Here is a 13789-nt window from a genome sequence, read left to right as displayed (position 1 = left end):
TCATATTGAAAATAGATATTGTCCCCTTGATCTGACATTGGCTTTTGGGGCAGCGCACGACGGGGATTTGCAATTTCGGTTATGCTCCCGCAACCAAGCCTCCCGGCCCCTGATAGACCGCCCTGAAGAAACAAGGATTACCGCATGACCGATCTCCTGACCCGCCGCCTGCACCAGCTATCCCAGCCGCAACATCTTGCGTTGTTGGGCCAGGGCCTGCGCGGGGTGGAGCGGGAGACGCTGCGCGTGGACGCCCGGGGCCACCTGGCCCGCACGCCCCATCCGCCGGCACTGGGTTCGGCCCTGACCAATGACCTGATCACCACCGATTACTCTGAAGCGCTGCTGGAATTCATCACCCCGGCCATGCCCGACATCGCCGATGCCTTGCAGCGCCTGGATGAGATCCACCGCTTTGCCTATACCAAACTGGGGGGCGAATTCCTGTGGAACGCCTCCATGCCCTGCGTGCTGCCGCCGGAAGACGAGATTCCCATCGCCTGGTACGGCAGCTCTCACATCGGCATGTTGAAGCACGTCTACCGCCGTGGCCTGGCGCTGCGCTATGGCCGCACCATGCAGTGCATCGCGGGTATTCACTACAACTTCTCCTTGAGTGAAGACCTGTGGGAAGTCCTGCGCGAGGGCGATGAGAGCGTCGATCCCTCGCTGTCGCGCCGCGATTACCAGTCCGAGCGCTACATCGCCCTGATCCGCAACTTCCGCCGCTACAGCTGGTTGCTGATGTACCTGTTCGGCGCCTCGCCGGCGGTGGCGACCAATTTCCTGCGCGGCCGGCCGCACCAGCTGGAGACGCTGTCCGACGATACGCTCTTCCTGCCCTACGGCACCAGCCTGCGCATGAGCGACCTGGGCTACCAGAACCACGCCCAGGCCAACATCACCCCGCATTACAACAACCTGCCGGCCTACATCCGCAGCCTGTCGCATGCGGTCAGCGAGCCGTATCCGCCGTATGAAGCCATCGGCACCCAGCGCGATGGCCAATGGGTGCAGATCAATACCAATATTCTGCAGATCGAAAACGAGTTCTATTCGTCGATCCGTCCCAAGCGCGTCATCAACAGCGGCGAGCGGCCGATACAGGCGCTCTCGGCGCGCGGCGTGCAGTATGTGGAAGTGCGCTGCATGGACATCGATCCCTTCAATCCCTTGGGCATCGGGCTGGAAGCCGCGCGCTTCCTGGATGTGTTCCTGCACTTCCTGGCGCTGGAATCGAGCTGCCTGACCTCGGACGAGGAAGGCGTGGAAAATCGCGCCAACTTCCTGGCCACCGTCAAGGAAGGTCGTCGGCCCGGCCTGCGCCTGCAATTCAAGGGGGAATCCCTGCTGCTGACCGACTGGGGCCGTCAGTTGCTGGACCGCATGGCACCGGTGGCCGAGCTGCTGGACCGTCAGCGCGGCGGCAGCCAGCACCGCGACAGCCTGGCCGCCCAGCGCGCCAAGCTGGCCGATCCCGATGCCACGCCCTCGGCACGCGTGCTGCGGGAAATCCGCGCCGCCGGCAATTCCTTCCCGGCCTATACCCTCGCCCAGAGTCAGCGCCAGGCCGCCGAACTGATCGCCCGTCCGTTGTCGTCCGACCAGACCGCCGATTTCGTCGCCATCGCTCAGGCTTCGCTGGATGCCCAGCGCGAGATCGAACGCACCCAGGTGGGCGACTTCGATACCTTCGTGGCGGCTTACCGGGCCAGCACCCTGGGCAATATCGCTATCTAGCCCACCTTCGCTTATTCACTTATATAGAGCAATAACTGAACAAGAAACCGACAAGAGCGCCTCGTCCCCGGACGAGGCGTTTTTGCTGGTCGGTCGGAAAGCCCCATGCTTGCTGTCCTGGCAATTCTTTATGTTCACTTTTCTTGGGCAAAAAATGCTGTTTTGTGCGCTCCGGCAGGTCTTTGCCGCATTGCAAACAGGGCAAGAAAACCCCGCCGCAAGGGCGATATAGTAAAAATACGAGGCCCTGGAAGCCCCTATTCATGCCGCTTTGCAGCATATTTTCGTATTATGAAATCGATTATCGTAATTTGAAAATTGAAAATTCCCTGATAAAATTCGTCGTCCACACGGCTGGAAGACCGTACATTTAAGCCTGTTTCGCCTCCGACGCCTTGCCCCAAGGGTCAGGAAAGATTGCAATACAGGCAACACATGACAACTTCCTGCATCACCTGCCGGCGGCATTGCGTACCGAATGACCCGACCGACCCGCCTGGTTTATCCGACCGGACGGATCTCTCAACAACCAGGAGACATGACATGTCAGCCCAAATCGATCAAGTTCTGGCGCAGGCCGCCAACGATCCCGATGTGATGGAAACCCAGGAGTGGCTTGACGCCCTCGAAGCCGTGATCGAAAAGGAAGGCCCGGATCGCGCCCACTACCTGATGGAACGCATGGTCGATCTGGCCCGCCGTCGTGGTGCCCATATCCCCTTCTCCAGCAACACCGCCTACGTCAACACCATTCCCGCCGACCAGGGCGAGCACTGCCCGGGCAACCTGGAATATGAAGAGCGCCTGCGCTCCTGGATGCGCTGGAACGCCATGGCCATGGTGGTCAAGGCCAACCGCGTCGATGGCGATCTGGGTGGTCACCTGTCTTCCTTCGCGTCGCTTGCCAACATGCTGGGCATCGGCTTCAACCACTTCTGGCACGCCCCGACCGAAGACCACGGCGGTGACCTGCTGTACATCCAGGGCCACTCCTCGCCCGGCATCTACGCACGCGCCTTCCTGGAAGGCCGCCTGACCGAAGACCAACTGATCCACTTCCGCCGCGAAGCCGATGGCCATGGTCTGTCGTCCTACCCGCACCCCAAGCTGATGCCGGAATTCTGGCAGTTCCCGACCGTCTCGATGGGCCTGGGCCCCTTGATGGCGATCTACCAGGCCCGCTTCCTGAAGTACCTGCACGCCCGTGGCATCGCCAAGACCGACAACCGCAAGGTCTGGGCCTTCTGTGGCGACGGCGAAATGGACGAGCCGGAATCGATGGGCGCCATCGGCATGGCCGGCCGCGAAAAACTGAACAACCTGGTCATCGTGGTCAACTGCAACCTGCAGCGTCTGGACGGTCCGGTGCGCGGCAACGGCAAGATCATCCAGGAACTGGAGTCCGATTTCCGCGGCGCCGGCTGGAACGTGGTCAAGGTCATCTGGGGCAGCGGCTGGGACGAGCTGCTGGCCAAGGACAAGGACGGCATCCTGCAGAAGGTCATGATGGAAACCGTCGACGGCGAGTACCAGAACTACAAGGCCAAGGATGGCGCCTACGTGCGCAAGCACTTCTTCGGCAAGCATCCCAAGTTGCTGGAAATGGTCTCCAAGATGTCGGATGACGACATCTGGCGCCTGACCCGTGGCGGCCACGACCCGCACAAGATCTACGCCGCCTTCAAGGTCGCGCAGGAATCCAAGGACCAGCCCACCGTGATCCTGGCCAAGTCGATCAAGGGCTATGGCTTCGGCAAGGCCGGCGAAGCGCGCAACACCGCGCACAACACCAAGAAACTGGACGACGAAGCCATCCGCGCCATGCGCGACCGCTTCCAGCTGCCGATCTCGGACGCTGAACTGCCCAACATCCCGTTCTTCAAGCCCGCTGACGACGCACCGGAAATGCAGTACCTGCACGAGCGCCGCAAGGCCCTGGGCGGTTACCTGCCGCAACGCCGCGTGCACGCGGACGAAAAGCTGCCGGTGCCGGAACTGTCGGCCTTCCAGGCCATGCTGGAGCCCACTGCCGAAGGCCGTGAAATCTCCACCACCGCCGCTTATTCGCGCGTGCTGACCGCACTGCTGCGCGACCCCAACCTGGGCTCGCGTGTGGTGCCGATCATGGTCGACGAGTCCCGTACCTTCGGGATGGAAGGCCTGTTCCGCCAGATCGGCATCTTCAGCCAGGTCGGCCAGCTGTATGAACCGGTCGACAAGGACCAGGTGATGTACTACCGCGAAGACAAGGCCGGCCAGATCCTGCAGGAAGGCATCAACGAAGCGGGCGGCATGAGCTCGTGGATCGCTGCGGCGACCTCGTACTCGACCAACAACCGCGTGATGATTCCGTTCTACACCTACTACTCCATGTTCGGTCTGCAGCGTATCGGCGACCTGGCCTGGGCAGCGGGTGACATGCGCGCACGCGGCTTCCTGATCGGCGGCACCGCCGGCCGTACCACCTTGAACGGTGAAGGCCTGCAGCACGAAGACGGCCACAGCCACGTGTTCGCTTCGGCCATTCCGAACTGCGTCCCCTACGACCCGACCTTCGCCCACGAAGTCGCCGTGATCATCCATGATGGCCTGCGCCGCATGGTGGCCAACCAGGAAGACGTGTTCTACTACATCACCGTGATGAACGAGAACTACGGTCACCCTGGCATCAAGCCGGGCCAGGAAGAGGGCATCATCAAGGGCCTGTACCTGTTGAACGAAGGTGGCAAGGAAAACAAGCTGCGCGTGCAACTGCTGGGTTCGGGCACCATCCTGCGCGAAGTCATCGCCGCCGCCGACCTGCTGCGTGATGACTGGAAGGTCGATGCCGACGTTTGGTCCGCACCGTCCTTCACCCTGCTGGCCCGCGATGGCCAGGATGTGGAACGCTGGAACATGCTGCACCCGGCCGAGGCCCCGAAGAAGAGCTACTTCGAGCAATCGCTGGAAGGCAGCGAAGGCCCGATCGTGGTCTCCACCGACTACATGCGCACCTACGCCGAGCAGGTCCGCGCCTTCGTGCCGAAGGGTCGTTCCTACAAGGTGCTGGGCACCGACGGTTATGGCCGTTCGGACACCCGCGCCAAGCTGCGTGAGTTCTTCGAAGTGAACCGTTACTTCGTGACCGTGGCGGCCCTGAAGTCGCTGGCCGATGAAGGCAAGATCAAGCCGGAAGTGGTGGCGCAAGCCATCGCCAAGTACGGCATCGATCCGAACAAGCCGAACCCGGTGACCCTGTAAGGACTGCCTGACCGACCATCCCCGCCTCAGCCTGCTGATCGCGGGGATGTGTCGTGTCTGGAACTGCCACCCAAGGGGAAGGTCTGCCACCCGATGATGTGATGGCTCAAGAAGCCAGCGTCGTGCGGCACATCCAGTACCTTCCCACCTGCGAATACTTCTCCCGGCCCAATGCCGGGGAACAGAACAACGGAGCGCATCAGATGAGTCAAGTCGAAGTAAAAGTCCCGGACATCGGCGATTTCAAGGAAGTCGAAGTCATTGAGGTGATGGTCAAGGTCGGTGACACGATCAAGGTCGACCAGTCGCTGATCACGGTTGAATCCGACAAGGCCAGCATGGAAATCCCGTCCAGCCAGGCGGGCGTGGTCAAGGAAATCAAGGTCAAGGTCGGTGACAAGGTCGCCGAAGGTTCGCTGCTGGTGATCGTCGAAGGCGAGGGCGCTGCTGCTCCCGCCGCCGCACCGCAAGCCGCCGCTGCCGCTCCTGCGGCCGCTCAGGCCTCCGCCCCGGCACCGGCCCCTGCTGCTGCACCGGCAGCCGCTGCTGGCGGTACCGTCGAGATCGAAGTGCCCGACATCGGCGACTTCAAGGAAGTGGAAGTCATCGAAGTCATGGTCAAGGTGGGTGACACCGTCAAGGCCGAGCAATCGCTGTTGACCGTGGAATCCGACAAGGCCAGCATGGAGATCCCCTCCAGCCACGCCGGCGTCATCAAGGAACTGAAGATCAAGCTGGGTGACAAGGTTGCCAAGGGCAGCATCATCGCCACCATCGAAGCTGCGGGCGGCGCACCTGCTGCTGCTGCGCCTGCCGCAGCGCCTGCAGCTGCACCGGCTCCTGCAGCGGCCCCCGCTCCTGCAGCAGCAACCGCGCCCGCCGCTGCGGCCGCCGTACCTGCCATCGCTACCGCGTCGGCCACCAGTACCGGTGGCAAGGCCCACGCTTCGCCTTCCGTGCGCAAGTTTGCTCGCGAACTGGGCGTGGACCTGTCGCGCGTGCCGGCCACCGGTCCCAAGGGCCGCATCCTGCAATTGGACGTGCAGAACTTCGTCAAGGGCGTCATGGCCGGTTCCACCTCGGTGGCCGCTTCCGCACCGGCGACCAATGGCAGCGGCGCGGGCATGAACCTGCTGCCGTGGCCGTCGCTGGACTTCAGCAAGTTCGGTGAAACCGAACTGCAACCGCTGTCGCGTATCAAGAAGATCAGCGGCCCCAACCTGCATCGCAACTGGGTGATGATCCCCCACGTGACGCAGTTCGACGAAGCCGACGTGACCGAGCTGGAAGAATTCCGCAAGACCTCCAACGACGCCTTCGCCAAGGCCAAGTCGCCGGTCAAGCTGACCATGCTGGCCTTTGTCATCAAGGCCAGCGTCTCGGCCCTGAAGAAATTCCCGGCCTTCAATGCGTCCCTGGACGAGAAGGGCGAGAACCTGATCCTGAAGAAGTACTACAACATCGGCTTCGCCGCCGATACCCCGAATGGCCTGGTGGTCCCGGTCATCAAGAACGCCGACCAGAAGAGCATCGGCCAGATCGCCACCGAAATGGGCGAGCTGTCCGCACAAGCCCGCGACGGCAAGTTGAAGCCGGCCGACATGCAGGGTGCCACCTTCACCATTTCCTCGCTGGGTGGCATTGGCGGTACCGCCTTCACGCCCATCATCAATGCGCCGGAAGTGGCCATCCTCGGCCTGTCCAAGTCGATCACCAAGCCGGTCTGGGATGGCAAGCAGTTCGTGCCGCGCCTGATGCTGCCGACCTCGCTGTCCTATGACCATCGCGTCATCGACGGCGCCATGGGCGCGCGCTTCTCGGCTTATCTGGCCGACGTGCTGGGTGACCTGCGCAAGTCGCTCCTCTAAGCCACCACCGAACATTACGGAGTCAGGACAATGAGTCTCTCTGAAGTCAAGGTCCCCGATATCGGGGATTTCAAGGAAGTCGAAGTCATCGAGGTGATGGTCAAGGTCGGCGATACCATCAAGGTGGACCAGTCGCTGATCACGGTCGAATCCGACAAGGCCAGCATGGAAATCCCGTCCAGCCAGGCCGGCGTGGTCAAGGAAGTGAAGGTCAAGGTCGGCGACAAGGTCGCCGAAGGCTCGCTGCTGTTGCTGGTGGAAGCCGCTGGTGAAGTTGCTGCCGCACCGGCTCCTGCTGCAGCACCTGCACCGGCTGCAGCGCCTGCTGCGGCAGCCGCTCCCGCTGCTGCGCCTGCCGCTGCCAGCTTCGGCGGCAGCGCTGATGTGCAGTGCGACGTGATGGTGCTGGGTGGTGGTCCTGGTGGTTACTCGGCTGCCTTCCGCGCCGCCGACCTGGGCTTGAACACCGTCATCGTCGAACGTGAAGCAACGCTCGGTGGCGTCTGCCTCAACGTCGGTTGCATCCCGTCCAAGGCACTGCTGCACGTGGCCGCCGTGATCGACGAGACGGCCGCCATGGCCTCGCACGGTGTCACCTTCGGCAAGCCCGAAATCGACATCGACAAGCTGCGCGCCTACAAGGACAAGGTCATCGGCACCATGACCGGTGGCCTGGCCGGCATGGCCAAGGCCCGCAAGGTGCAGGTGGTCAATGGCGACGGCCAGTTCGCCGGCCCCAACCACATCGAAGTCACTGCAGCGGACGGCAGCAAGAAGGTGGTGCAGTTCAAGCACGCCATCATCGCCGCCGGTTCCTCGGTGGTGAACCTGCCGTTCGTGCCGCAGGATCCGCGCATCGTCGACTCGACCGGCGCGCTGGAACTGCGCCAGGTGCCCAAGCGCATGCTGGTCATCGGTGGCGGCATCATCGGCCTGGAAATGGCGACCGTCTATTCCACCCTGGGCGCGCGCATCGATGTGGTCGAGATGATGGACGGCCTGATGCAAGGTGCGGACCGCGACATGGTCAAGGTCTGGCAGAAGTTCAACGAGAAGCGCTTCGACAACGTCATGGTCAAGACCAAGACCGTGGCCGTGGAAGCCCTGCCCGAAGGCATCAAGGTCACGTTCGAAGCCGCTGAAGCTGGTGCCACCGCACCCGAGCCGCAGCTGTACGACCTGGTGCTGGTGGCCGTGGGCCGCAGCCCGAACGGCAAGAAGCTGTCGGCCGACAAGGCTGGCGTGATCGTCTCGGACCGCGGCTTCATCGCTGTCGACAAGCAGATGCGTACCAACGTGCCGCACATCTTCGCCATCGGCGACCTGGTGGGCCAGCCCATGCTGGCGCACAAGGCGGTGCACGAAGGCCACGTGGCCGCCGAAGCGATTGCCGGCGAGAAGAGCTTCTTCGACGCCAGCGTCATTCCTTCGGTGGCTTATACCGATCCGGAAGTGGCATGGGTCGGCGTGACCGAAGACGAAGCCAAGGCCAAGGGTATCAAGATCGAGAAGGGCCACTTCCCGTGGGCCGCTTCCGGCCGCGCCGTGGCCAATGGCCGTTCGGAAGGCTTCACCAAGCTGCTCTTTGATGCCGAGACCCATCGCATCATCGGTGGCGGCATCGTTGGTACCCATGCCGGCGACATGATCGGCGAAGTGGCGCTGGCTATCGAGATGGGCGCCGATGCGGTCGATATCGGCAAGACCATCCACCCGCACCCGACCCTGGGTGAATCGCTGGGGATGGCTGCTGAAGTCGCAGAAGGCCATTGCACCGACTTGCCGCCGCAGCGCAAGAAGTAAGCGCAGCGTCGTGCATGAAAAATGGCGGACCTTCGGGTCCGCCATTTTTTTCGTGGGTTCATGGTCACGCCGGCGTGATTAGCGGGCTAGAGCAGTTTGCCCGGATTCATGATCAGGTTGGGATCAAACGCCTGCTTGATGCGCAGCATCAGTTCCATCTCCAGCGGCGACTTGTAGTGCCGCAGTTCATCGCGCCGCAATTGGCCCACGCCGTGTTCGGCACTGATGCTGCCTTGTTTCTCCGTCACCAGGTCGTGCACCAGCCGGTTCAACTGCAACGTGGCCTGCTTGACCTCTTCATACGAGGAGGACAACGGAATCATCACATTGAAATGCAGGTTGCCATCGCCCAGGTGGCCGAAGTTGATGATCTCTGCCTGCAGCTCGCAAGCGGCAATCATGCGCTCGGCCTGCTCCACGAACTCGGCGATGGCCGAGATCGGTAGTGCGATGTCGTGCTTGATGACCTTGCCCGCCCGCACCTGGGCCTGCGAAATGCCCTCGCGGATTTTCCACAGGGCGGCGGCCTGCGTACCGCTGGTGCAGAGCATGGCGTCATTGACCAGGGCATCTTCCATCGCTTGCCCGAGCAGTTCTTCCAGCATGGCCTGCAAGCCCAGGTCTTCGGTATCGGCCAGTTCGATGAGGGCGTTGTAGCGCGCCGGCTGGGCCAGTGGTGCGCGGGTATCGGTCACGTGCTGCAGCACCAGCGCCAAGGAGGCGGCCGACATCATCTCGAAAGCCACCAGCCGGTCGCCGCAGCGCGCCCGCGTGCGCGCGAGCAACTCCGCCAGCTGCGCCAGGCTGTCGCAGCCGACCCAGGCGGTAGCGCGCGCATGCGGTTGCGAAAACAGTTTCAGCACTGCACCAGTGATCACGCCCAGGCTGCCTTCGGAGCCAATGAACAGGTCGCGCAGGTCATAGCCGGTATTGTCCTTGCGCAGGCCGCGCAAGCCATTCCAGATGCGGCCATCGGGCAGGACCACCTCCAGCCCCAGCGCCAGCTCGCGCATGTTGCCAAAGCGCAGTACCGCAATGCCGCCGGCATTGGTGGCCAGGTTGCCGCCGATCGTGCAGCTGCCTTCTGCACCCAGGCTGAGCGGAAAGTAGCGTCCTGCGGCGCGCGCCGCGTCCTGCGCATGGGCCAGGATCACGCCGGCATCCACCGTCATGGTGTTGTTGATGGGGTCCACCGCGCGGATGCGGTTCATGCGCGTGGTCGAGAGAATCACCTGGGCACCGCTGTCGTCGGGCGTAGCGCCCCCACTCATGCCGGTGTTGCCGCCCTGGGTGACGATGGGGGTGTGGGTCCGGTGGCACAGGCGTACCACCTCGGCGGTTTGTGCGGTGTCGGCGGGGCGCACCACGACGGCAACCCGGCCATGCCACTTGTTGAGCCAATCCTTCACATACGAAGCCTGCTCCTCGGCCGCCGTGACCAGTCCCGCGTCACCCACGATGCTGCGCAGTTGCGCTATCAGTTGCTGGGTATTTTCATTCATATCGGTCCTCAGGCGCCATGCCAGTTCATCTTGATGCGGCCGATGGCCATCGCCGCTGCCGCCTGGCTGGGTTCCACCACGGGTATGCCCAGCGCTTCCTGCAAGGCGTCTCGATAGACCGCCATGCCCGCGCAGCCCATGACGATGACATCGGCTCCCTGCGTATCGCGCAGGCGCAAGCCCACCTCGTGCATGCGGGCCAGCGTGCGCTCGTAGTCGGCCAGTTCGGTCACTTTCAGGCCGATGGCCAGTTCGCCCGCCAGCCGCGCTTGCACGCCCATCGCCCCGTAGGCGCGCAGATGGCGCGGGATCGAGCCCGGCAGGATGGCGATGACGCCGAAGCGCTGGCCCAGTGTCAGGGCCGTCAGCACGCCACTTTCCATGATGCCCAGCACCGGCACGTCGACCGCCTCGCGCACCGCATGCAGGCCGGGATCGGAGTAGCAGGCGATGACGAACGCACCGGCACGGGGACGCAAGGAGCGCGCCAGCGATACCAGCTGTGGCGCCACGCTGTCCACGTCCTGCTGGGTCTGGATGCCGGGCGGGCCGGAGGGCAGCGACAGGCATTCGATGACCGGCCCCCCGGCCATGCGCAGCGGCGCCATCGCGGCATCGATGCCGCGCGTGACGGCGGCCGTACTATTGGGATTGATGACGAACAGGGCAGGGCCGTCGGCCGCGACATTGGACATGATGGTTTCTCGCAAAACAGGAGTCAGCACAGGCAACGACTGTACCCCAGCCTGACGGGCATGCTCCTTGCTCATTTGTCGGTTCCCCTTAACATGCTGTTATGCGCGATGAGGATCCATGGCACTGAACCTGCGCCAGATCGAGGTGTTCCGGGCGGTCATGACGACCGGCTCCATCAGCGGCGCCTCGCAATTGCTGTTCGTCTCGCAGCCGGCCGTCAGCCGCCTGCTGTCCCACACCGAGCAGCGGGTCGGCTTCGCCCTGTTCGAACGCATCAAGGGCCGGCTGTATGCCACGCCCGAGGCCAAGAAGCTGTTCCATGAAGTGGAACACGTGTACCAGGCCGTGCAGCGCGTCAACGAGCTGGCCACCGATCTGTCGGAAAACCGCAGCGGCATCCTCAACATCGTCTCCAGCCCGAGCATCGGGCAGATGCTGATCCCGCAGGCCATCGCGCTGTTCCGCAATCGCCATCCGGACGTCAAGCTGACCTTCCACTGCCTCAACTATGGCTACCTGAAAGATCGCCTGCTGGCGCGCCAGGCCGACCTGGGCATCATCATCCTGCCGATGGAGCATCCCAGCCTGCAGGTCACGCCCTTGTGCAGCAATCGCCTGGTCTGCGTGCTGCCCTACAACCATGAGCTGACCCGGCGTGGCACCCTGAGCCTGGCCGATCTGCGGCCCTTCCCGCTGATCTCGTACAACCGTGATTCCCCTTTCGGCGGCATCGTCGGGCGCTTCTACCAGTCCGAAGAGGAAGCCTTGCGGCCCATCATGGAAGTGGGCTCGCCACAGAACGCCTGTTCGCTGGTGCAGATGGGTGCGGGCGTGGCGCTGGTGGATGAATTCTCGGTGCGCAGCTGGGCCGGGACCAGCCAGATGGTGGTGCGGCCGGTGGCGCGGGCGCCCATCCTGCGGGCCAACCTGGTGCACGTGCGCACCGAGCCGCTGTCGCAATTGACCCAGGCCTTCATTGCTGAATTGCAGCAGCTGGTGCGCACGCAGGGTTACGGCTTGCCCGATGAAGAAACGAACATATCGGCTGCAAGCGGCGATTAACACGACGTTAAGGCGTGCACACAAAAAGGCATGCGACAAGCGCAGATGACTCCACGACAATCGTTTCCAACTTCTCCGGTCCGGCCCCTGGGCGGGCCGCCGCTCCACACTTTCTTCATGGAACGTCGCGCATGTCTTCTTCTCTTGCCCCTGCTTCCGCGCTGGCCACTGCGCGCGGTGTCTATACCATCTGCCCCACCCCGTTCCACGCCGATGGCGCACTCGACCTGGGCAGCATCGCCAGCCTGGTCGAATTCCAGATCGCAGCCGGCGTGTCCGGCCTGGCCATCCTCGGTTTCCTGGGCGAAGCCCACAAGCTCTCCAACGCCGAGCGCCGCGCGGTGACGTCCACGTTCGTCAAGTGTGCTGCCGGACGGGTGCCGGTGTGGGTCGGTGTGCGCGCACTGGGCCTGGCCGGTGCCATCGAGCAAGCGACCGAGGCGGCCGAGGCGGGGGCGGCGGCCGTCTTCGCGGCGCCGCTGGACATGGCCTCCGATGCGGTGCAGTTCGACTACTACAAGTCGCTGGCGGCGGCCCTCTCTATCCCCGTGGTGATCCACGATTTCCCCGATTCCTTCGGCACCGAGATCAAGGCCGAGGTGATCGCCCGCCTGGGACGCGAAGGCGGCGTCAACTTCATCAAGATGGAAGAGCCGCCGGTAGGCCAGAAGATCAGCCGCATCCGCGACCTGGCCGGGGAATCGATGCGCATCTTCGGTGGCCTGGGCGGTGTGTATTTCCTGGAAGAGTTGCAGCGCGGTGCGGTCGGCACCATGACCGGGTTTGCCTTCCCGGAGATCCTGGTGCGCATCTATGACCAGTTCGCGGCCGGTGACCTGGCCGGTGCGGCGGCCACTTTCGACAAGTACTGCCCGCTGATCCGCTATGAATTCCAGCCCAAGATCGGGCTCTCGTTGCGCAAGTACGTCTATCGCAAGCGCGGTGTCATCAGCAGCGACGCCATCCGCTCGCCCGGCATGCGTATCGATCCCGAGACCGAGCGCGAACTGGAAGCCGTGATCGCCCGCGTGGGCCTGGACCTGGATCAGCGCGGCGCGCTGGTGATCCGCTGAGGAGCCGCCGATGAATCTGGGAATCGCCGGACGACGCGCACTGGTCTGCGCTTCCAGCAAAGGCCTGGGACTGGCCTGCGCCATCTCGCTGGCGCGCGAGGGTGTGGCCGTGACCATGACCGCACGGGGTGCCGAGGTGCTTGAGGCAGCGGCGCAGCAGGTGCGGGACGCCACCGGCGCCACCGTCATCACCGTGGCCGGTGACATCACCACCCCCGAGGGCCGTGCCCTGGCGCTGGCCGCCTGTCCCGCGCCGGACATCCTGGTGACCAATGCAGGTGGCCCCAAGCCGGGCGACTTCCGCGAGTGGTCGCGCGAAGACTGGCTCGCCGCCATCGACGCCAACATGCTGACCCCCATCGAACTGATCAAGGCCACCGTGGATGGGATGATGAAGCGAGGCTTCGGCCGCATCGTCAACATCACTTCCGGGGCGGTGAAGGCACCCATCGACATCCTTGGCCTGTCCAATGGCGCGCGTTCCGGCCTGACCGGATTCGTTGCCGGTCTGGCGAGAAAGACCGTGGCCCACAATGTGACGATCAACAATCTCTTGCCCGGTCCCTTCGAGACCGAGCGCCTTCTCACCACGGCGGCAGCCAGCGCCCGTGGCACCGGCAAGACGGCTGAGGAAGTATTGGCTGCGCGCCGTGCCGCCAACCCGGCCGGCCGCTTCGGCCAGCCGGCCGAATTCGGCGATGCCTGCGCCTGGCTGTGCAGCGCCCAGGCCGGTTTTGTCACCGGACAAAACCTGCTCATGGATGGCGGCGCCTATCCCGGAACCTTCTGACCCTGAGACCACCGC

At 63.7% G+C, this 13789-nt stretch carries 9 protein-coding genes; 7 read left to right on the top strand and 2 right to left on the bottom strand.

The window, feature by feature from the left end; genetic code table 11:
• The first annotated feature begins 144 nt into the window (after positions 1-144).
• From gshA to lpdA, 4 genes are all read left to right on the top strand, one after another.
• A complete protein-coding gene (gene gshA / locus ACODSZ_RS00730; RefSeq protein WP_488926830.1) occupies positions 145-1740 on the top strand; it encodes a glutamate--cysteine ligase in 1596 nt (531 codons plus the stop codon).
• 543 nt (positions 1741-2283) lie between these two features.
• Positions 2284-4980 (top strand): pyruvate dehydrogenase (acetyl-transferring), homodimeric type, encoded by a 2697-nt coding sequence (aceE, locus tag ACODSZ_RS00725; RefSeq protein ID WP_488926829.1) that lies wholly within the window; start codon positions 2284-2286, stop codon positions 4978-4980.
• Positions 4981-5183: 203 nt separating this feature from the next.
• Complete coding sequence (aceF, locus tag ACODSZ_RS00720) at positions 5184-6848, top strand: dihydrolipoyllysine-residue acetyltransferase (RefSeq protein ID WP_488926828.1); 1665 nt, start codon at positions 5184-5186, stop codon at positions 6846-6848.
• A gap of 30 nt (positions 6849-6878) precedes the next feature.
• A complete protein-coding gene (gene lpdA, locus ACODSZ_RS00715) occupies positions 6879-8651 on the top strand; it encodes a dihydrolipoyl dehydrogenase (RefSeq protein ID WP_299539134.1) in 1773 nt (590 codons plus the stop codon).
• 86 nt (positions 8652-8737) lie between these two features.
• On the opposite strand, the gene ACODSZ_RS00710 is transcribed toward lpdA, so the two are convergent.
• Both ACODSZ_RS00710 and ACODSZ_RS00705 read right to left on the bottom strand, forming a co-directional pair.
• Positions 8738-10153 carry an FAD-binding oxidoreductase gene (locus ACODSZ_RS00710; RefSeq protein ID WP_488926827.1) on the bottom strand — a complete coding sequence of 472 codons (1416 nt, stop codon included), beginning with the start codon at positions 10151-10153 and terminating at the stop codon, positions 8738-8740.
• Positions 10154-10161: 8 nt separating this feature from the next.
• Positions 10162-10848 carry an aspartate/glutamate racemase family protein gene (locus ACODSZ_RS00705; RefSeq protein WP_175343083.1) on the bottom strand — a complete coding sequence of 229 codons (687 nt, stop codon included), beginning with the start codon at positions 10846-10848 and terminating at the stop codon, positions 10162-10164.
• Positions 10849-10966: 118 nt separating this feature from the next.
• On the opposite strand from ACODSZ_RS00705, the gene ACODSZ_RS00700 reads away from it, so the two are divergent.
• The 3 genes from ACODSZ_RS00700 (at position 10967) to ACODSZ_RS00690 (ending at position 13774) form a co-directional block, all read left to right on the top strand.
• On the top strand, positions 10967-11911 hold the full coding sequence (locus ACODSZ_RS00700; protein ID WP_241821011.1) for a LysR substrate-binding domain-containing protein: 945 nt from the start codon (positions 10967-10969) through the stop codon (positions 11909-11911).
• Between the two features lie 131 nt (positions 11912-12042).
• Positions 12043-12984: a dihydrodipicolinate synthase family protein gene (locus ACODSZ_RS00695; protein ID WP_488926826.1), complete on the top strand. Its 942-nt coding sequence runs from the start codon at positions 12043-12045 to the stop codon at positions 12982-12984.
• Between the two features lie 10 nt (positions 12985-12994).
• A complete protein-coding gene (locus ACODSZ_RS00690) occupies positions 12995-13774 on the top strand; it encodes an SDR family oxidoreductase (protein ID WP_488926825.1) in 780 nt (259 codons plus the stop codon).
• The last annotated feature ends 15 nt before the right edge of the window (positions 13775-13789 follow it).

It is taken from the genome of Herbaspirillum sp. FG34 (assembly GCF_057809315.1).
Note: the sequence above shows the minus strand (reverse complement) of the source record. Positions and strands in the feature narration are given on the sequence as shown.